This window comes from Psychrobacter sp. A3, assembly GCF_028823565.1.
GTDB lineage: Bacteria > Pseudomonadota > Gammaproteobacteria > Pseudomonadales > Moraxellaceae > Psychrobacter > Psychrobacter celer.
Window position 1 is genome coordinate 1 of the sequence record NZ_JAPEHS010000022.1, and the last position, 20,121, is coordinate 20,121.

Below are 20,121 nucleotides of genomic sequence, written 5' to 3' on the forward strand. Positions count from 1 at the left end.
GTTTTTGTAGGTAGTGAGCCCTCTTTAGTGGACAAGCTTTGGGATGCTCAAGTGTCTTTTTTTTTTGCTAACACCAATACGCTTTAAGGCTTTGCTGATGCCTGTTGGGCTACAATTAAAACGCTGTGCTCGCTCATAGTGATAATCGTCAGGGTGGTCTTTGACATCTTGAGCTAGGGCTTCATCCTCTATTTTGTAGGGCTTAATATATCGGGTGGTTTTACTATGAAGACGCTTTTTCCACTTCTGTATGGTCGTTGGACTGATATCATAGAAAACAGCAGCTTCGGCAAAGGTCATGCCCTCATCTAAGCTTTTTAAAACTTGTTTGCGGTAATCTAGGGAGTAAGTCTTAGTTGTTTATAGTGGTAATCGTTTAGTTGATTTGTTTTATAACATTTTTGTGGTCAGGTTACTATATTACCATATGCTTGTAAGACAGAGACCTAAAAATAGTAAATATATTAAAGGTTGGCTCAATAGAGTTGAAAGTTATTTGAATGCTAATATTTGAAACTTAGTCCACAGTATTTTACACAATTAGATTAATTTGTGACAAAGAGTATAAGGAATCAACTATGACTGTTTTCAAAAAACTGATTTTATTATCAATTTTAATGTTGTTCCAATCCAGTTGTAGTTCAGAAACGGTTGATCATCAACAAGGTAATACCTTATCTACCTCTAATTCTATCTCTAGTCAGTCAGACAGTCGCAACTATTCACAGTATCTCGGTAAATGGAGCGTCGATACTTATGACTCTAATCAGGAACCTATCTCGTCTTTATCTGTAGATATAGATGACTTATCTATATCCAATATTGAAGGTAAATATTGCTATATTAGTAGGTATGGTAAGAAAATTGACTGTCTTAACGATTTTCAAGGTTTTGCTATAGGTGATAATCAATATTTAATAACATTTGATAGTTCATTTGATAATATACAAGGCAAAGCAATTTTAACTTTAGAAGAAAAAAAAGTAATTTGGATGCTTAAAGAGTTTCCTGCTGACTTAGGTGTTTCTGCTCGTAAACATGCAATATTACTTAAAAATAAAAATCAACAAATATCCAAAATAAATACAGATTCAGAATTACATGCTATAGAATATATTATAAATGTAGAAAAAGCTTTTATATATAAGCAGCCTAATATTAATTCTAAGACTTCATCATATTTTATAGCAGGTGATGAGATTGAGGTGATATCTACTAAAGATGATTGGGTAGAGACTTCTTATCTAAAGGGTTCAAAGACAGGTTGGTTGCGTCTTAAAGATCTCGAAGAAAAAAATATTCCAATTCAACGCCCAAAGAATTGACTATAGTTAGCTGAATGTAAAACTGTTATGGATTTAAACGCGCTACTGGTATAAATTTTACTTGCTTGCTGCGTTCCCAGAGGCTGCGCAAAATTCATCCCAGTAGCGCTATGACATTTTTAGAGTGTATCGACTATATATGCTAGCTATTATAAGCCACCACTGCCCATACAAACAAGCCAACGTTGATGAGTATGATACATACCCATCTGACATTGACCTCCCAATTTCTACCTTCAAAGGCTAGTTTGGCTTCATCAGTTATAGGCTGTATCGGATATGGATTATCTTGACCGTCCCAAGTTAAAAGCTTTTGTACGTCGGGATGTAATATAGCTCGCTTGGTACATTGATAATGATTGGCCTGAAATAGATTACCTAAGGCTATTATTGAGCCTATTATAAAGACCATGATCTGATCGCCGCCTGAATGATTGCTAGGTAGTATGCCGCTTTTGCGATAGATAATATCAGCACAGGCAAATAGTGATTTGCTTGTGTCAACTGGATAAGCTTCGCAGAACTGAGAGTCTATTGGCAGATCATTCGCTGGGCTTTCCATATAAGTGCGGATAAATGCCCATTGTACGCGTGGGTTGACTCTATAATCTTCTAGCTTTAGATGATGGGTGACGTCTCCGGTCTCAGGATCAGCGACATACAAGTTAAGCGGTGTATACGCTCGATTGTATGGATCTTGATGCAGGTCTGGAATAACGTCTTTGTAGTCCACTATCTTTAGCTCGTAGGGCTGTCTAAATTTCCATAGTGGGCGATAGTAGTAGGCTATTTTTTGCTCTTTTTTTAAGAAGTAATATTGGGTGCGAATGGGATGCTTTCTAATAAATTGATAGAGAAGTAATACTAATGGTGCACAGAATACTATAAACATTAATAATAATATAAAAATATCTAACACTAGTAGAGGGACATTAGAAGTTTCTAAGCGAAGTATTTCATCAATAGAACTAATAAAAAATATGAAAGAAGAAAAGTAAACCCAACCAATCGCAAAATAAAACACCCAAAAGTACGCAGGTAGGAATGTTAAGTAATCAGGATTGACGTCGTGAATTTCTTTATTAAGATGTTCAATATCTTCAGTACTCTCTAATAAGCTTTTATCTATACTGGTGGTATAGGGACGGTCAATAGGATTGTTAAGCTCACTAATATGAGTGGCAAAGTCGTTGCGTAGTTGCATTTAACACATTCCAGTTTTCATCTAGGCAATCACCAGCATCACATACAATATCGACCCCACAAACCATATGACATTAATTGCAATGCCTGAGTACCATTTTATTTTCATTTTTCGGTTTTGATTGTTAAAGGCGGCCTTGCGCTCTTCTGTGACAGGTAGGATGTTATACGGATTGTGCTCACCGTCCCACATGAGCCGTCTTTGCACTTCAGGATGTAAGGCAGGATTGGCACTCGATTGATAGATATTGCCTTCGGCCAAGTCTAAGTAACTGACGGTACAAGCACGCAACCAACCCATAAAAGTCACTTCATGTTGTAGTCCAGTCAGACCCTTGTCTTTTTTCTCTTGAGCAATATCGGCACAAGCCAGTAGCGATGTGCTGATGTCTGTTGGACACGCGTGGGCATATCGTGGATCAAGCGGTAGCTCGTCTGCGGGACGCTCCATATAGGTACGGATAAACGTCCATTGGTCGTAAGGGCTAAGTTGCATGTCTTCGAGATTAATACTTTGAATGGTTTGGTTGGTTTTCGGATCAATCACATGCAAGTTTAGGGCTTCATATACGACGCCGTTGTTACGTCTGACTGAGGCGACAATATCTTTATAATTAATTAAATGAAAAACAGGCGCTTGCTTACGATTATGCTCATAATAGGCAACTTGCTGGGTCTGCTTTAACAATACAATTTTATTATAGTAGGATTTTTTATTTCTAAACTGTCTATATGCTATATACGGTAGCAGTCCAAATGTTAAAAAGTTTAAAATAGCAATAAAAAAAGCTAAGAAATAATAAAATATAGATCCATCATTAATAACTGACATAACCATAGCTACCATCAAAAACAATGACTGCCCAAACAACCAACTAAAGCAATAGGTCATTAAAAAACCAACCAATTGATATGAGTTAATAATGGGGTGAAACAGTAGGTAATCTGGGTTTACCTCATGCACATCACGGCTTAGCTTCTCTATACTAGATATTTTTTCTCGATACGCAGGTATGCTTCCTTCCCAAGGTCGGCTTAGTAGCTTTTCTATGGAGTGAGTATTATTAGGAGGATTGTAAATCATTATTTTAAATAACAAAAGTCGAAAAATAACAGCATTATACATCCTGTAATTAAACAACACTATCTTATTTTTCCGCTCTATATCACTTTATAACATACCAAAATACAGCATACTGAGTAGTCCATCAAGCAGACTGGGATAGTTACCACCTTTAACTTTGCCTAGCGCATCAATATAAAATGCTGAAAAGATCAGCATGACAATAGTAGATACAAATAAAACAGTAGCAAAAACAAGCTTGTAGCGCAGTGATAATTTATCTTGGATGTTACCCTCAGGTGGATATATATTCAAATCGTGAGGGTCATTGGGATCAATTTGACACTCTGCCTCTATAGCCTCACACTAAAGCGCGGCGTGATGCTGGTATTGATAGAGAGTAACCTTCCTAAATAGCGCAGCCATAAAACCGGGGTAATCGCTAGCAAAGAGACATCAGGGGTAAATGAAGTCTTTGGATACTCCATGTTACTGTAGGTATTATGTCCACCCAGCACCACTCTTTGAAAAGAGACCAATGGATTTTCTCGCTTTTGATGGGAAATACTGCGGGCGCTGATTTGCCGTAAGTCGAGTCGTAATATGATGGCGATACTAATGGCCTTTGTGGTCATTGGGCTAAGCTATACTGCTGTAGCGCTAGGTTTGCCGATTATTTATGGTATTTGGCTAATTATTTTGGCACCTATAGTGATGATTTGGTTTTTTGGACGAGACAACGAGCACTGGCTGGCTAAGGATAGCGGCTAAGCGCGTTTGCGACAGTTTTGGCCGTGATAGTGTGACAATATGACAACGTAAAAAGCAGAATAACGTGAAAAGTAGAACAAGGCAGTTCACAGTAAATGCGACATCACAAAAACGGCAGTGGTACAATAAATTTAAACAGTCGTTTGCTTGATACAGCAGTGATAGGGTATCTGGCATGGTTTAAAGACATCATAAAAAAGGATTTTTGTACCCATGAAACACCCAAACCGTCTCTCTCAATTGATCAATACCAATGGTTTACAGCATGCAGGCTATCTGGCGGTCGCCAAGACTCGCGCCAAAGTGCTAAAAGCATTTTCTTATGTTGTGCCGATTAGAAGACCGATGTTGTTTGTCGGTGAGACCTCATGCGAGGAGCTGTGCGATATGTTGATAAATGAATGCAACGCTCATGTCTTTATCGTCACAGATGCTGTGCTTAATAAGCTGGGCATCCCTGCCAAAGTCACCGACTATCTGGATGAGAAAAATATCCGCTACCATATCTATGATGGTATCACGCCAGACCCAACGTTTGCTGTGGTCAAAGAAGGATTGCGCCAATCTGTCGCCGCCAAGTGCGATTCGATCATTGCCATCGGCGGCGGTTCGGTCATCGATGCGGCCAAAATGATCGCCATGGCCCAAGGCAATAAATGCCAGCCTGAGCAATTAATCGGACTTTTAAAAGCTAAAAAGCCCTCTGTACCGCTTTATTGTATTCCTACCACTGCTGGTACTGGTTCAGAGGCGACCCTAGGCGCGGTGGTGTCTGATGACAAAACTCACCAAAAAGCGCTGTCGATTGACCCCAGAATGGTACCCCTAGCAGCCGCTATCGATCCTGTGATTATGAAAGGGATGCCTAAGCATATCACTGCGGATACTGGTATTGACGTTTTGACTCATGCCTTGGAGGCATGGATGAGTGTCAACGCCAGTGTTGAGACCGACTATTATGCCGCGTCTGCGGTAAAATCTGTCATGCAGTATCTGCCACTGGCGTATCAAGATGGTGGTAATTTAGAAGCACGTAAAGAGATGGGGATAGCTGCACATTATGGTGGCATCGCCTTTAACAAAGCGGGTCTTGGCTATGTCCATGCCATCGCGCACCAGCTAGGGGCGTATTATGGTATTCCTCATGGTCGTGCCAATGCCATCGTCTTGCCTTATGTGCTAGACGTCAATCGTCAAGCAAGCAAAAAAAGACTGGCCAAGCTGGCCAAGCAGACAGGAATGATCAGGCAAGGCAACGCTGGTAATAGTGATGCTGAGATCGCCGATCATCTAATCGCGCAAGTGCGCGACTTGATTGCTAGCTTACACATCGACCCAGCGGTAAGAGGCATGCAAAGCAGTGATTTTGATGACATCGCAAAAGCGGCGGCAAAAGAAGTCAGTGATACTTATGCGGTCCCAACTTATCTGTCACCTGCCGAAATCAAAGACATCTTAACAAGGATCAAATACGCCAGTGAACAGCATAGTGCTGCTGCCAAGACGGCGAATGCGGTCGCTTAGGGCGCTCTTGTTTAAAGCACAGGCTGGCACGGCGACTGGAGCGCTCAGATGCAGCCGAGCGTCTAAGGCTGACGAAAAGTGACAAAAAAGGATACTGAGCGCAGTATCCTTTTTGGGTTTTGTTTGGGCGTTTATCTGGGTTTAGGTGTTAGGCTTGATTGCTTGCGACATTAAAACGCCGGCCGACGCTTGGGCACCGCGTCCAAAAACTCATTACGTGCTTGATTGTCGTGAAGATACTCACCCAGCATGGCGGTACTACGGGTGGTTGACTGCTGTTTGTTGACGCCGCGCATCATCATACACATATGCGAGGCATCCATTACCACAGCTACCCCGCGACACCCTGTCACATCCATGATGGTTTGGGCGACTTGCTCGCTTAGGTTTTCTTGGATTTGCAAGCGGCGAGCAAACATATCGACGATGCGCGCAAACTTTGACAGACCCAATACATGACCATTTGGTAAATAACCGATATGCGCCACGCCATGAAACGGTAGCATATGATGCTCACACAGCGAGTAAAACTCGATGTTTTGCACCAATACAAGCTCGCGATTGGTCGATGGAAATACCGCGTCATTGACGACTTCTTCTAAGCTTTGATGATAGCCTTGCGTCAAATAAGAAAACGCCTTTGCTGCTCGCGCAGGCGTGTCTAGTAAGCCTGGGCGATTTAAGTCTTCGCCAGTTGAGTCAATCAATTGACGATAAGAGTCGATATTTTCTTTATAATCTGGAGTGATGATGGGGGTATTACTCATAAGTTTGGCAGCCATCCAAAATGTGGGTGTAGCTTAACGCTAAATCCTCAGTTACAAATACTCGATTATGAGCAAGGGTTGTAAGGGATTTTTATAAAAATTGTGCAAGCTGGGAAGGGCTGTGATTATACTTGAAAAAGGCTTAACTTCATACTGCTGTGGCCAGAGTTGCGCGTTTTATCGACATCAGGCATCACCATAACATAGAGGATACCAGCATCTGTATCAGTAAGTACAGTTTACGACTGTTTACTTAAATCAATTCGTGTATAATGAGTCATCTTTTTATCATACTTATAATGAGCATTTATACTCTCGAACGATTCAAAAGGAAATATTATGCTACTGCAAGGACAACGATTTGTCGTAACTGGCATCGCAAGTAAACTCTCTATCGCATGGGCGATCGCAGAAGCGTTGCACCGTGAAGGCGCTTCATTGATTTTGACTTATCCAAATGAGAAAATCAAAAAACGGGTAGATATGGCAGCCGAAGCATTTGAGGCAGACTTGGTGTTAGAGTGTGATGTCGCCTCAGATGACTCTATCGCCGCTTGCTTTGAGCAAATCACCGCACATTGGGGCGATGGTATCGATGGCGTCGTACATGCTATTGGCTTTGCGCCAATGGATCAGCTCGATGGCGATTTTGTTAGCGCTACCACTCGTGAGGGCAGTCAAATCGCGCACGATATCTCAAGCTACAGTTTTGTAGCATTGGCCAAAGAGGCGCGGTCGCTACTGGCCATGCGTCATGGCTCGATGCTGACACTGACTTATGAAGGTAGTATCTCAGTATTGCCAAACTATAATGTTATGGGGATGGCCAAGGCAAGCTTGGAGGCCAGTGTGCGTTATCTAGCGACATCGATGGGCGGTGAAGGCATCCGTGTCAACGCTATATCAGCAGGGCCTATCCGTACGCTGGCCGCCAGTGGTATCAAATCTTTTAGAAAAATGCTCGATATCAGCGAAAAGATAGCGCCGCTACAACGCAATATCACCCAAACAGAGGTCGGTAACGCAGCGTTGTTCTTGCTATCACCATGGGCTTCAGGTATCACCGGTGAAATTATGTTTGTGGATGCTGGGTTCAATACCGTGGCCATCAGCGAGCAGCTAATGATGGCTGATGAGTCAAAGTAGCCGCTCAAGATAAGTGCGTGATCTGACATATTCAGTGATATTATTTAGCAAAGACAGAAGGCAGCCTATGGGCTGTCTTTTTTGGTTATAATGAAGGCTTTTTGGCCCTAGACCATGAAACGACAGATATGATCACCAAACTACCAAAGTGGATATTATGGGGCGGCGCGATTTTAGCGTTTAGTGCCGGCTGCGTAAATACAGCGGCGCTGATGGGCTTTGCGCGTCTTTCTGTTTCGCACGTCACGGGTAATGTGAGTCTGTTTGCCGCTGCAGTCGCTTACATGGATGCTCGTAGTATCTTGTATATCGGGGCGCTGCTACTGTCGTTTTTGGCAGGTGCGATATTGAGCGGTTATGTGATCGGGCAGACGTGCTGCTACTGTCGTTTTTGGCAGGTGCGATATTGAGCGGTTATGTGATCGGGCAGACGTCCCTAAAGCTTGGGCGACGTTATGGCCGCGCATTATATATCGAGGCGGCACTACTGCTGCTCAGTTATTGGCTATATCAGCAGCATGACTACTTAGGGCAGCTGGCGGCAGCGATGGCCTGCGGTTTACAAAATGCCATGGTAGCGACTTATAGTGGGGCAGTCATTCGCACGACTCATTTGACAGGTCTTACCTCAGATATGGGTGCGGCCATCGGAAACTGGCTGGCAGGTCGTGCCATTAGCAAGCCTACCTTAGGGTTTCAAGCGATTATCTGGTACTGCTTTTGTGGTGGTAGTGCGCTTGGGGCGTTTTTATTTGCAAAGGTCGGTTATGATGCGCTGTTTGTACCCATTAGCATCGTACTTAGCGCGGCGTTTATTTATAACTATGTCTCAGACCGCTTGCCGGAGAAAAGATAATTAAAATAAAGATAAACTAAAAAAGAGCGTATCTTAAAAAAAAGTCTAGGACACGTGCTCATAAAAGAAAGCGCTCATCATTCTAATGAGCGCTTATAGCAAACAATACATAAATAGCGCATTGTCAATGGCAATGCGCTTATATTGAAACTAGAAACATATTTGAAAAACCAGCGAATTACTTATCGCTTTCTTCGTTATGATCTTCGTGCTCATGCATGCCTTGCATCATGTCTAGAGCAGAGTCGTCGGTACGCTGCTGGTCTTTTTTGTCAAGGCCATCTTGATTGATATCTTTACGAGCCATTTTTGTGGTCGAGTTTGTTTTATTGTCGTCTGTCATGAAATGCTCCTAATAGTTATTGTCAATTTGATTGAGGACATGGCCTAGTATGAAAGAGCATGGTGGTGTTGTACATATAGTGTGTATGCGTGTTTAGTGACGATGTGTAACTGAAGACTCATAACTAAAGCGCATGATCCTTTCTACTTGGCAAAACGGTATTTGCTAGCAGCGCCATCGATGACGAAAAATGTTGCTTAGATAAGTAATTGAGTTTAAAGCATTCTTATAAACGAGTATTGATACAGGTCAATCAAGTGCTTTGTCAGGCGCATTTTTTACGATATCTCTGCTATGATGACAGCCTGTTTTTTGCTGATAACCCGCCAGTTATCACAATTCATACTCTCTCTTTGGTTTATCTTTAGGGTCTTTTTTACACTGTCTTTGGATCAATAAGGACATTTTATGTCAAAGCAAAAACTAGACAGCCATCTTCCTGATGATGGCAATGAGTATTTATTTACCGATACCTTTCCGAAGGGGACGGGTAAAGGGCTGATAGTAGTAGCCATCGCCGCCATTATCGCTATGATTATCTATAACGTTTTACCCTTTGAAATCAATGCCAATAAAGGCCTTGCGGTGCTGTTTTTTATCGGTGTGCTGTGGTTGACAGAGGCGGTACACGTGACTATCACCGCCCTGCTGGTCGTCGTGGTCGGGGCGCTGGTTGGCATACCTGAGTTTGATGCCAAGATTGGCCTACAAAGCTTTGCCAGCCCGACTATTTATTTGTTTTTTGGTGGTTTTGCACTGGCGGCCGCCTTACATGTACAACAGCTAGACAAAAAAATCGCCCTAAAGATCTTATCAATGTCAGGTGGTAAGCTGAGTACGGCGGTGTTTTTAATATTTGCCGTGACCGCGTTTTTGTCGATGTGGATATCTAATACTGCTACAGCGGCGATGATGCTGCCACTGGCGCTGGGTATTCTCACGCAAGTGGATCGCGAAAAAGACCGCGGCACTTTTGTTTTTGTGCTGCTGGGTATCGCATACTCAGCCAGCCTTGGGGGCTTGGGTACTATCGTGGGCTCGCCGCCTAATGCTATTGCGGCAAAAGCGCTCAACATCGCCTTTGTAGATTGGATGAAGTTTGGTGTACCCATGATGGTAGTGTTGTTGCCGCTGCTCTTGGGGGCGATGTATGTGTTTTTAAAACCCAACCTCAACCGCACAATCACTGTACTCGATGAAGCGCCAATCGCGTGGAACAAGCCGCGAGTTGTGACGATTATCGTTTTTATTATCACTGCCTTTAGCTGGATATTTTCTAAAAAAATTGGTGCAGCGCTCGATATCACTGATACCGATGCTGTCATTGCTTTGTCAGCGGCCGCCGCGGTGGTCAGTCTGGGTCTGGTATCATGGAAGCAAGTCTCGGACAATACCGATTGGGGTGTGCTTATGCTGTTTGGTGGCGGTATTGCGCTATCGACGATCTTAAAAGTATCGGGCGCATCATTGGTGCTGGGTGAGACGGTGGCAAGTGCGCTGTCTTCTGCGCCGCTGATCTTGGTGATGATTGCGGTGTCAGCCTTTATTATCTTTTTGACTGAGTTTGCCTCAAACACCGCGTCAGCTGCGCTGCTGGTGCCAGTATTTGCAGCAATTGCTGAGCAAATGGGTCTGCCGCATGAGGTGCTGGTGCTGGTCATCGGTATTGGCGCATCTTGTGCTTTTATGCTACCTGTTGCGACACCGCCAAACGCCATTGTCTTTGGTACTGGGTTGATCAAACAATCTGAGATGGTCCGCACAGGGGTAATACTCAACATCATTGCCACCGTCGTTGTTGGATTGTGGGCGTATTTTTTCTTGATATAGCCTCAAATATGTCCGACTAAGACATACCAGTACAGACAAAACCCGATGTTTCCATGACTATTGGACATCGGGTTTTTGTTTTTCACCTCAACATAGTATCAATAATCGGCAAGCGGCAGATTGAGTAAGTTATTCTGAAGGCTAGGCAAGTACGACAAGCCGCTTGAATCGTACCTGCATAACCCTCATAATCTAAGCACTTTTAAATAATAAATAGCCTAAGCAAATATGCCGAATCAAACTGAAAAATCGCAACAAACTAAACCACAAACAAACACCCCCTCTCAATTAGATGTCAAAAGTACAGCAGCGCAGGCCGCTACCGGTACGATGAGTCAAGTCGATACTTCTGATCTACCCGTCCTTGCCAAAGACAGCTACTACCTTGGGCGTTTAGAGCGCGAGCTGGCACGAGCCGCTGTGACTAAAAACAAAGCAGCCAATAGCAACGCTCACAAAAATGACTCGCCTAAAGCGGCAGACATCCTGAGCAAAAAACGGGCGCAATACGAAAAAATAAAAACCCGCTCACAGCAAGCGGTGCAAGCGCGTATCGATAGTATCCCAGACAATTTGCCAGCCACCTTAAACCTAGATTTGCCTGTCAGTCAGCGCGCTGATGACATCGTGCAAGCCATCATTGACAACCAAGTCATCATCGTCGCAGGTGAGACAGGGTCTGGTAAAACCACGCAATTGCCGAAGCTTGCGATGCTGGCAGGGCGCGGCATCACGGGGCAAATAGGGCATACCCAACCGCGTAGGCTCGCAGCACGTAGTGTGGCCAACCGTATCGCCGAGGAGCTTGGCGAGCAGCTTGGTCATACCGTTAGCTTTAAGATTCGCTTTAACGAACAGGGGTCAGCGCAATCGGTCGTGAAGCTGATGACCGATGGTATCTTATTGGCCGAACTCGGTCATGATCGGTTTTTGAGTAAATACGATACTATCATCATCGATGAGGCGCATGAGCGTAGTCTAAACATTGACTTTATTATGGGTTATCTAAAAAAACTGCTACCCAAACGCCCTGATTTAAAAGTCATTATTACCTCAGCCACCCTCGATACCAAGCGTTTTAGTGAATACTTCAGCCGTTATGATAGTAAGCTCAAGCGTAATGTCCCTGCGCCGATTTTTAATGTCGAAGGCCGCAGTTACCCTGTTGAGGTACGTTATCGCCCGCTGACCGATGAGCCAGTGGGTAGCTCAGATGACGACAGCTACGATGATTTCGAAGAAAATCTACCGCGTGCGGTAGTTGCTGCTGTCGAAGAGTGCTTTAGCGATGCGCAAAATAAAGGTCATGCCGACCAAGCAGATATCTTGATATTTGCGGCGACAGAAGCAGAGATTCGTGAGCTGCAAGATGTGCTGGTTCGTCATGGACCCAAGCACACCGAAGTGTTGCCACTGTTTGCACGGCAGACTTATGAAGAGCAGCAGCGTATCTTTCAGCCGTCAGGTCGCGGTAGGCGTATTGTGATTGCTACCAACGTCGCTGAGACTGCACTGACCGTACCCGGCATTCGCTACGTGATTGACTTGGGCTTTGCGCGCATATCACGCTACTCTTATCGCTCGCGCGTACAGCGTTTGCCGATTGAAGCGATCTCACAAGCGGCTGCCAATCAGCGTAAAGGCCGCTGTGGCCGTGTCGCGCCGGGCGTTTGTATTCGTCTGTATAGTGAAGAGGACTTTAGCGGTCGTCCAGAGTTTACCGAGCCTGAGATACTGCGAACCAATCTTGCATCCGTTATTTTGCAGATGGCGAACCTGCGTTTAGGTAGCGTCGAGAATTTTGAATTTATCGAGCCGCCCGATAGCCGTTTGGTGACTGATGGGCATAAATTGCTTGACGAGCTTGGCGCGATTACTGCCAAAAACGACAAAGCTAACCTACCCAAACGCAAACAAACTTTGGATCATCTGCGTCTGACCCGTATCGGGCAAAAGATGGCGCGTATGCCTATCGATCCAAGGCTGGCGCGTATGCTGGTGGCAGGTAGCGACTTTGATTGTATCCGTGAGATGCTCATTGTTGTCGCCGCGCTTGCCGTACAAGATCCGCGCGAGCGCCCCGCCAATAAACGCCAGCAAGCGGATCAAAAGCATGCTGAGTTTCGTCAAGATGACTCTGACTTTTTGTTTTATTTAAGTCTATGGAAAGCGCTGTTTGAAAAAGGCGAAGACGGCAATAAATTATCTGGTAATCAGCGCAAACAGTTTGCCAAAAAACATTATCTGAGCTTCCCGCGCGTGCGTGAATGGAGTCAGACTCATCGGCAGTTGCTGCAGATGGTCACGGATCTTAATCTTGCAGATGATAAAGGCGGTAAAAAAGGGGCGGGTAGTAGTGACCCTACCAGTGTGGAAGATGAGGAAGTCAAAGCGGTCAAATATGCCAATCTGCATCGCGCACTATTGACGGGGCTGCTCTCGACCATCGCGCATAAGACAGAAAATCGCGGTGAGTACTTAGCAGCACGCCAGCAAAAAGCCAAAATATTCCCAGCCAGTACTGTGTTTAAACAAGTACCGCCTTGGGTCATGGCCTTTGAGATGGTTGAGACCTCGCAAGTGTTTATGCGTACTGTTGCCAAGATTGAACCTGAGTGGATCATCTCCGCGGCGGACAACTTACTGAAGTACCATTATTTTGAGCCGCATTGGTCCAAAAAGACAGGCCGCGTTAAAGCTTACGCGCAGATTAGTTTGTTTGGGCTGATTATTGTTAGTAAGCAGCTGACCAACTATGAGCAGGTCAATTTGGCAGAGTCGCGGGAGATATTTATCCGTGACGGTTTAGTAACGGGTAATTTGGGTCGGCAAGCGCCGTTTTTGCAGCACAATATGGACAAAATCGCCCATGTTGAGCGTATCGAAGATAAATTGCGTCGCCGCGATTTACTCGTCGATGAAGAGGCGCTGTATCAGTTTTATGACAAAAAAATCCCTGAGCATGTCGCTAGTCGCAAAGCCTTTGAGGACTGGCGCGCTGAGGTAGAAAAAAATGATAGTAAATATCTGTTTTTTACCGATGATGACGTGCTAAGCGCCGACCACAGGCGACTTCCCAGAAGTGTGGAAGCTGGGTGATTTAAAGCTGCCGCTACGTTATGTCTTTGATCCATCAAGCGATGACGATGGCGTGACCATTCGCGTGCCGCTTGTCGCATTGCCGCAGCTTGATGCTATTGAGCTGCTGTGGGGCGTGCCCGGTTGGCGCTATGAGCTGGTGTTACAACTACTAAAGTCACTACCAAAAGACATCCGCCGGCAGATCGTACCGATTCCTGACACGGCAGACAGTCTCTTTGATGAGCTACAGCCCGAGAGCGGACAGGGGCTGCTCAAGCAGCTGTGTCAAGCGCTACACCGCCGCGGCATTATGTCGGTGAGCGAAGCGAGCTTTAATCCGGCCAGCATTGATCGTTATTTGCAGCCACAAATCTGTGTGGTCGATGACAAAAACCGCATCATTGAAAAAGGACGCGACCTACAAACGCTACAGATTCGTCATGCTCAAGAGACCCGTCAAGCGGTCAATGAGCAGCAAGGTGCACACACGGACTTCCCTGAGCATTTTGCCTTTAGTAAAAACCATCATAGCGCAGGCGTAGTGATGAAGCAATTTGCTGCCTTGGTCGCAGATGAGGCGGGTGAGGCGGTATCGATTCATCAATACACCGATGTCAATGCCGCACTGCAGGCGCATCGTATCGGGGTCTTGACTTTGATCAAAGGCAAGCTGGGTGCCAAAAGAAAGCAGCTGACCAGTCAAATCGATAAGATATTTAAATTGGCCTTTGCCCCGCTGGGTGATATGGAAGCGCTCAAGACCATTGTGATTGATGCGACACTTGATGCCACGCTTGAAGAGCATTACGTCTTATTTGATCATAGTGAGGATTTGCCTGAGAGCGCCGATGATGTGGCAGTTGAACTGAGCGAAGAGCTACCCTTTACCACGGAGGAGTATGCAAAGACGCTAGAGGCTGTGGTTAGCAATTTTTTATTGACGGGGCAGAGTGTCATCAAAACCCTCAAAAACGTCTATACGCGCTGGCAACGTATTCGTCAGAGCTTACTCATGCTGGATCGGGAGATATTTGGCGAGTCTATCGATGATATCGAAGACCAGCTTGAGGACTTGCATTTGTCTGATTTTGTTTATCGGATGGATTATAGTCAGTGGCAGCAGTATCCGCGCTATCTTGAGGCGCTAGAGATTCGTATCGAACGTCTGGAGCACAACCTCGAGGCTGATCTCGACGGTGTTTATGCGCTAGATGTGCACATGGAGCGACTGGCAAACCGTGCCAGCGATGCGGCCATCAGTGAATATCGCTGGATGGTTGAGGAGTATCGCATTCAACTGTTTGCCCAACCGATGAAAACTCGTATGGCGGTGTCACCTAAGCGTTTGAGTAAAATGTGGGATAAGGTGGGTTAATAAACTGTTAAATAAAGGATAGTGAGTAGGGTGCGTGAGGGGCACCCTATGCGAGCGGCTACTTTATACTAAAACTATGAATGTATTTTATTCGCCAAATTACTTAGTCTAGGACCTTTGGAGGTAGATATATTGTGAACTCACTTAGGGGCTCAACTAAATGGGCTAAAAATGGCTAAATCTTTGGCAAACGGTGTCAAATAGCGGGCCAATATCTTGATATTACCTGCGCTATTTTCATTGTTTGCCTTTAATTTATCTCATTGTTATCACCATTTTTAAAATAGGGACACGCCCTAGTATAACTTATTCTAAAATATCTCTACTAATTTTGATGACATGCCTTAAAACGTTATGGCATTAGAACTTATAATTAATACCCACACGGTATTCGCGACCACGCTCGGCATTCCAGTTGGTTAAGTCGGTAAAGCGCGTGGAGCGGAAGTTGCTTTGGTTGTAATACATTTTATCTGCAATGTTGTTGATGCCAGCGTTGAGGCTCAGGCTGTCATTGTTGAAAGGTTGCCAGTTGGCGAAGACATCGGTGACCCAATATTTTGGCATGGTGCGGTCTTCAGTTTCATCCGCTTCACGGTATTGGTATTCATCCATGTGACGATGTTTGACACCAATCTCAAGCTGGGGGTCGTCAAACTGATAAGAAACCGACGCAACATATTTGTCACCCGTTGGGACAACGTCAAGGGCATAGCCGTAATATTCGCCATTTAACTCAGGGTCATTGTGCGACATACCAAGGTAGGCTTTGATGCCGTTGTTTTTGTAGCCTAGGTTGAGCTCGTAGCCTTGGTTTTTGAGTTCGCCTTGGTTGGCTTGTACGGTGTCGTAGGTGTTGATGTAATCTTTAAAACGTTGGTCAAAGACGCTTGCGCCTGCCATAAAGCCATTATCCCCCATCCATTCAATACCGATTTCTGCGTTTTGCGCTTTACCAGCTTCTAAGTCATCGGCAAAGCTGTGTTGGTCGCCATTGGCCAATGCCAGAATTAAAGATTCATACAGTTTTGGAGATTGGATGGCTTGAGACCAGCTGGCGTTAAGAGATAAGTTGTTATTTACAAACCAAGTGGCAGCAATGCTGGGGCTGACCATGCCATCGCTTAGGTTTTGCTCGGTGTTGTTGATGATGTCGTAATGATCGTAGCGTACGCCTGTGGTCAGCAAAATGGGGTCAAAGTCCCAGCGCATTTCAGCAAATACGCCATATTCTTCCTTTTCTTCTTCGCCAGTGCCAACTGTATAGGCATCTGCGCTGATTTTGCTGTCTCGATAGTTGATACCAGTGACCAGTCTGTGCGCATCTGTCACTGGATAGGTGACGGACAGATTTGCCCCTGTGGTTTCTGCTTCGGAGTTAAGCGGGTCTGGAATGCGGGCAGAAAGATTGTCGATTTGTTTACGCTCGTCATCGGTCTTGCTATAAAAAGCATTGGCATCGATATCAAGAGCGTAGACACCACCAATGTCATAGCCTTGATAGGCTAGGTTAGTGGTGTCTTGTGTGGTTTCGGTATCAAAAATGGTCTGGTCGCCGTAGGTGCCGATAAGATTGGGGCGAAAACCGATGTCACCGCTCATTTGCTCACGGCGATGACTCAGCTCAAGGCGGTTGTCTGGGTTGATGTTCCAGCCAAGTTTTGCCAAATAGCCTTCTTGGTCTATTTCGGTATAGGGCACTTCGTTGCCATCGCCATCTTCGTAGTTGTCATTATGAACGATGTTGCCCATGATGATGCCATCAACTGCACCGTTTGAACTGCGTCCATAAGCCGCCACCAATCATTGCTCCAACATCTTTGTCAGCCTCTAGCATATCATTGGCATTGACTGTTGTCATGCGAATGGCGCCAGCAGTAACACCAATACCCGAGCTGGCTGCGCCTGTGCCTTTTTCAATGTTGATGGATTTAAGCAAGGCGGGATCAAACATAAAGCGAGATTGATGGTGAAATACTTGCGCACTGGTACTGACATTGTCCACGCTAAAGGTCAGCTCGTTTTCTCCCATATTACGAATGTATAGCTGCTGTGCGACACCGTTGCCACCACTGACGGAGAGGCTGGGTTGGTCTTTTAACACATCTTTCATGTCGAGAATGGTGCTTTTTTCTATGATTTGCTGATTGACCGTCGGTGTCACACCGCCAGAGCTGGCAGTGACGGTGATGGTGTCTAGGGTGGTGGTTGGTACATCTTCATTGCTTGGGTCTGTGCTGTCTGAGGCTGAAAAGGCAACGGTGCTTAGCGTAGCCAATGAGCCGAACATGAGTGTTTTTACAGCAAAAGAAAGTGGGGTGCGAAGAGCAAGCATGGTCAAACCTCAAAAATATGCAGTCAATTTAATGAGAATGATTATCATATAATTTTGTGAAGATTTGTGTCACAATCAGGAAAGAATTGCTATCAAAATCAGGAATGATGGCAAGTTGAAGCAGCGAGTCGAAAAATTGTAGGTATACATTTTCGTCAGTTAAAGACCAGCCCATCAAAAGATGACTGTGTTTGTTGTCAGAGTTTGATGCCGTGCTTTTATGCTGGGTTGATGTTTTGGTGAGATGAGTGGATTAACTGAAAAGTGATATTTAAGACAGTTTGAGATGGATAGAGGTTAGAGGAGCAGTCATATGAGTGTGGCGATTGAGGCACTGCCATGGCAAGACCATGAGTTAGGAAGTATGCACATACGCAAGCTGACAGGTGGGGAGCAGGCAGAGCATGTCAAAGCATATCAGGAGAGTTATCAGATAGCCGATGGGTTTACTCTGGTGCGAGAGCAAATGCAAACAGCGACCCCAATTGTGTATCCAGAAATGAATAGCGATGGATATGTGGGGGTGTGTTTTGCGTTTGCAGATGTGAAAAAGACAGATAAACAGATTGCGTTTCCGCATTTATATCATGAGCAAATGAATGTGACCAATGGTTATCGTTACCCTGCACAAAAGCACGATGCGCTAAATAAACCTAGCTATTATACTAGCTTGCAGTTTCGTCCTGAATATCTGTTGGCATTGCATAAGCAGCAGCCATTGCCTAGTTGGCTATTGCATTTGGTGGATGGCAGTTGTAAGCAGGTGGTGACCCAGATACAAGTGCCGACCAGCTTGAGAGAGCTAGGCTGGCAGATATGCCGCATGCCACGCAGTGAAACGCTCAGTGACTGTATGCGCATGCAGGCGAAGGCGTTGTCTTGGCTGGCGATGCTGCTAGAAATACCAGAGCAAATGAATCGAAGTCATTACCAGCAGCAAGATGTTATGATAGCAAAGAAGATACAGCAGGCCATTAATATTATTCAAAATGAATTTCATACCGAGCTGACCATTACTAGTTTGGCTAGCCGAGTGGCCTTAAATGAATGTTATTTAAAAAAAGGCTTTAAAAATGAAACGGGGCTTGGTATCCATGAATATTTAACGGAATATCGTTTAGAACAGTCTTGCCAGCTACTGCGCTGTCGCCCTGATTTAAGCATTAAAAGTGTTGCCAGTATGTGCGGGTATCAACCAAGCTACTTTAGTCAGGTATTTAAATCGAGGTTTGTGATATCACCGAATGATTTTCGCAAACAACGAATACGGTAAAGAGCTCATTATATACCGCTTTTTAAACTCAAAAGGCGACACATAGCCAATCGCACTATGTATCTTTTTTTATTAAACCAATCTACCCACTCAAAGGTTGCTAGTTCAACGTCTTTCATACCGTGCCATTGCTCTTGTAGATACTCGATCACCTCAGACTTATACAGTCCATTGACCGTTTCAGCCAATGCGTTGTCGTATGAGTCACCTGTGGTACCAACAGATGCAATGACGCCAGAATCCGTCATCCTAGAAGTATAGCGAATGGATAAGTACTGAACCCCTCGATCACTATGATGAATCACATCTTTTGGGTTGTTTCTGTCTGCAATGGCTTGATTTAACGCTGACATCACCATATCAGTATTCATACGATTCGATACTTTCCAGCCGACAATATCAGGGGTGCAGCCAATCTTAGGGGCAATGGCTTGAATGGCTGACCAGATGGAGGGATAGTCGTTTGCTGCTTTGATCAGCATACGGACGGCTCGCTCTTTCATTTCAGGGGTATAGTTTCGTGTTTTCATTGTCGTATTCTCTTGGAGCGTTGAGTATCCGACAATTCCGAGGCGGTTCAAAAGATAACCTTAAAGTTTGAACAAGGATTGGTATAGCTGTTAATATATAACTGAAGAAAGTAGAGTACAAAAACACAATAACCTAACTCGGAGATAAAAATGATTACCCATGTACCTGATGTAACTTTTAAAACTCGTGTTCGTGATGAATCTATCGGTGGTGAAAACCCATTCAAATGGTATGATCTAACCACAGATGAGTTATTTGCCAATAAAAAAGTAGTTGTATTCTCACTACCTGGCGCCTTTACACCAACCTGTTCAACCAGTCATTTGCCTCGCTATGAAGAGCTTTACAATGAGTTTAAAGCGCTAGGTGTTGATGAAGTTGTTTGTGTTTCTGTTAACGATGCTTTTGTCATGTACCAGTGGGGCTTAAAGCAAGGCCGTGAAAACGTTTTCTTACTTCCTGACGGTAACGGTGAGTTCACTCGTAAGATGGGTATGCTGGTGGATAAGAGTAATCTTGGCTTTGGCATGCGCTCATGGCGTTATTCAATGTATGTCGATAATAAAGAAATCAAAAAGGTGTTTAAAGAACCTAACTTCGGTGACAACTGCCCAACTGACCCGTTCGAAGTGTCAGATGCAGATACTATGTTAGAGTACTTAAAAAGCCAGAAGTAAATCAAATTAATTTTTGATAAA

General features: G+C 44.6%; 17 protein-coding genes and 2 pseudogenes. 11 read left to right on the top strand and 8 right to left on the bottom strand.

The annotated features are described in order from the left end of the window. Positions 1-24: 24 nt before the first annotated feature. Positions 25-300, bottom strand: coding sequence for an IS630 transposase-related protein (locus NK638_RS04990; protein WP_274632161.1), 276 nt, complete (start codon positions 298-300; stop codon positions 25-27). Positions 301-385: 85 nt separating this feature from the next. On the opposite strand from NK638_RS04990, the gene NK638_RS12495 reads away from it, so the two are divergent. Beyond that, positions 386-514 carry a hypothetical protein gene (locus tag NK638_RS12495; RefSeq protein WP_416376104.1) on the top strand — a complete coding sequence of 43 codons (129 nt, stop codon included), beginning with the start codon at positions 386-388 and terminating at the stop codon, positions 512-514. A gap of 64 nt (positions 515-578) precedes the next feature. Beyond that, a complete protein-coding gene (locus tag NK638_RS04995) occupies positions 579-1,325 on the top strand; it encodes a hypothetical protein (protein ID WP_274632162.1) in 747 nt (248 codons plus the stop codon). Positions 1,326-1,467: 142 nt separating this feature from the next. Here NK638_RS04995 and NK638_RS05000 read toward each other — a convergent pair whose 3' ends face one another. Both NK638_RS05000 and NK638_RS05005 read right to left on the bottom strand, forming a co-directional pair. Then, a complete protein-coding gene (locus tag NK638_RS05000) occupies positions 1,468-2,529 on the bottom strand; it encodes a hypothetical protein (protein WP_274632163.1) in 1,062 nt (353 codons plus the stop codon). Between the two features lie 21 nt (positions 2,530-2,550). Then, entirely contained in the window at positions 2,551-3,216 is a 666-nt protein-coding gene (locus tag NK638_RS05005; RefSeq protein WP_274632164.1) for a DUF6708 domain-containing protein, read from the bottom strand. 978 nt (positions 3,217-4,194) lie between these two features. On the opposite strand from NK638_RS05005, the gene NK638_RS05010 reads away from it, so the two are divergent. Continuing rightward, positions 4,195-4,362, top strand: coding sequence for a hypothetical protein (locus NK638_RS05010; protein WP_274632165.1), 168 nt, complete (start codon positions 4,195-4,197; stop codon positions 4,360-4,362). Between the two features lie 213 nt (positions 4,363-4,575). Then, entirely contained in the window at positions 4,576-5,886 is a 1,311-nt protein-coding gene (locus NK638_RS05015; protein WP_274632166.1) for an iron-containing alcohol dehydrogenase, read from the top strand. A gap of 170 nt (positions 5,887-6,056) precedes the next feature. Here the strand turns inward: NK638_RS05015 and folE are convergent, their stop codons facing one another. Then, positions 6,057-6,653, bottom strand: coding sequence for a GTP cyclohydrolase I FolE (folE, locus tag NK638_RS05020; protein WP_172953095.1), 597 nt, complete (start codon positions 6,651-6,653; stop codon positions 6,057-6,059). 339 nt (positions 6,654-6,992) lie between these two features. Here folE and NK638_RS05025 point away from each other — a divergent pair, with 339 nt between their 5' ends. The 3 genes from NK638_RS05025 (at position 6,993) to NK638_RS12505 (ending at position 8,655) form a co-directional block, all read left to right on the top strand. Further along, positions 6,993-7,799 (top strand): enoyl-ACP reductase FabI, encoded by an 807-nt coding sequence (locus NK638_RS05025; protein WP_075100887.1) that lies wholly within the window; start codon positions 6,993-6,995, stop codon positions 7,797-7,799. A gap of 101 nt (positions 7,800-7,900) precedes the next feature. Next, positions 7,901-8,209, top strand: a complete 309-nt coding sequence (locus NK638_RS12500) for a DUF1275 family protein (protein ID WP_446739807.1) — start codon at positions 7,901-7,903, stop codon at positions 8,207-8,209. Next, entirely contained in the window at positions 8,206-8,655 is a 450-nt protein-coding gene (locus NK638_RS12505; RefSeq protein WP_446739808.1) for a YoaK family protein, read from the top strand. Before NK638_RS12500 ends, NK638_RS12505 begins: the two co-directional genes overlap by 4 nt. A gap of 178 nt (positions 8,656-8,833) precedes the next feature. Here the strand turns inward: NK638_RS12505 and NK638_RS05035 are convergent, their stop codons facing one another. Continuing rightward, positions 8,834-8,998, bottom strand: coding sequence for a hypothetical protein (locus tag NK638_RS05035; protein ID WP_178377924.1), 165 nt, complete (start codon positions 8,996-8,998; stop codon positions 8,834-8,836). Positions 8,999-9,406: 408 nt separating this feature from the next. Here NK638_RS05035 and NK638_RS05040 point away from each other — a divergent pair, with 408 nt between their 5' ends. Together NK638_RS05040 and hrpA are read left to right on the top strand one after the other, a co-directional pair. Continuing rightward, positions 9,407-10,828 carry an SLC13 family permease gene (locus NK638_RS05040; RefSeq protein ID WP_274632167.1) on the top strand — a complete coding sequence of 474 codons (1,422 nt, stop codon included), beginning with the start codon at positions 9,407-9,409 and terminating at the stop codon, positions 10,826-10,828. 330 nt (positions 10,829-11,158) lie between these two features. After that, a pseudogene (gene hrpA / locus NK638_RS05045) lies at positions 11,159-15,284 on the top strand (ATP-dependent RNA helicase HrpA). Positions 15,285-15,644: 360 nt separating this feature from the next. Here the strand turns inward: hrpA and NK638_RS05050 are convergent. Then, complete coding sequence (locus NK638_RS05050; protein ID WP_274632182.1) at positions 15,645-17,084, bottom strand: TonB-dependent receptor domain-containing protein; 1,440 nt, start codon at positions 17,082-17,084, stop codon at positions 15,645-15,647. Further along, the gene (locus NK638_RS05055) at positions 17,047-17,619 is read right to left on the bottom strand and encodes a TonB-dependent receptor plug domain-containing protein (protein ID WP_274632168.1); all 573 of its coding nucleotides are present in this window, start codon (positions 17,617-17,619) and stop codon (positions 17,047-17,049) included. The genes NK638_RS05050 and NK638_RS05055 overlap by 38 nt, the downstream gene beginning before the upstream one ends. Before the next feature lie 313 nt (positions 17,620-17,932). Here NK638_RS05055 and NK638_RS05060 point away from each other — a divergent pair, with 313 nt between their 5' ends. Further along, on the top strand, positions 17,933-18,892 hold the full coding sequence (locus NK638_RS05060) for an AraC family transcriptional regulator (protein WP_274632169.1): 960 nt from the start codon (positions 17,933-17,935) through the stop codon (positions 18,890-18,892). Here the strand turns inward: NK638_RS05060 and NK638_RS05065 are convergent. Then, a pseudogene (locus NK638_RS05065) lies at positions 18,857-19,290 on the bottom strand (integrase core domain-containing protein); the annotation flags it as partial. The gene NK638_RS05060 and the pseudogene NK638_RS05065 sit on opposite strands and share 36 nt — an antisense overlap. A gap of 282 nt (positions 19,291-19,572) precedes the next feature. On the opposite strand from NK638_RS05065, the gene NK638_RS05070 reads away from it, so the two are divergent. Next, positions 19,573-20,100 (top strand): peroxiredoxin, encoded by a 528-nt coding sequence (locus tag NK638_RS05070; RefSeq protein ID WP_198336190.1) that lies wholly within the window; start codon positions 19,573-19,575, stop codon positions 20,098-20,100. Positions 20,101-20,121 lie beyond the last annotated feature (21 nt).

Excerpts from the sequence above, each read along its gene's own strand:
- NK638_RS05000 (WP_274632163.1), bottom strand. The coding sequence starts at position 2,529 with ATGCAACTACGCAACGACTTTGCCACTCATATTAGTGAGCTTAACAAT.
- NK638_RS05010 (WP_274632165.1), top strand. The coding sequence starts at position 4,195 with ATGATGGCGATACTAATGGCCTTTGTGGTCATTGGGCTAAGCTATACT.
- folE (WP_172953095.1), bottom strand. The coding sequence starts at position 6,653 with ATGAGTAATACCCCCATCATCACTCCAGATTATAAAGAAAATATCGAC.
- NK638_RS05070 (WP_198336190.1), top strand. The coding sequence starts at position 19,573 with ATGATTACCCATGTACCTGATGTAACTTTTAAAACTCGTGTTCGTGAT.
- NK638_RS04990 (WP_274632161.1), bottom strand. The coding sequence starts at position 300 with ATGACCTTTGCCGAAGCTGCTGTTTTCTATGATATCAGTCCAACGACC.
- NK638_RS05025 (WP_075100887.1), top strand. The coding sequence starts at position 6,993 with ATGCTACTGCAAGGACAACGATTTGTCGTAACTGGCATCGCAAGTAAA.
- NK638_RS05015 (WP_274632166.1), top strand. The coding sequence starts at position 4,576 with ATGAAACACCCAAACCGTCTCTCTCAATTGATCAATACCAATGGTTTA.
- NK638_RS05060 (WP_274632169.1), top strand. The coding sequence starts at position 17,933 with ATGAGTGTGGCGATTGAGGCACTGCCATGGCAAGACCATGAGTTAGGA.
- NK638_RS05040 (WP_274632167.1), top strand. The coding sequence starts at position 9,407 with ATGTCAAAGCAAAAACTAGACAGCCATCTTCCTGATGATGGCAATGAG.
- NK638_RS04995 (WP_274632162.1), top strand. The coding sequence starts at position 579 with ATGACTGTTTTCAAAAAACTGATTTTATTATCAATTTTAATGTTGTTC.
- NK638_RS05035 (WP_178377924.1), bottom strand. The coding sequence starts at position 8,998 with ATGACAGACGACAATAAAACAAACTCGACCACAAAAATGGCTCGTAAA.
- NK638_RS05055 (WP_274632168.1), bottom strand. The coding sequence starts at position 17,619 with ATGCTTGCTCTTCGCACCCCACTTTCTTTTGCTGTAAAAACACTCATG.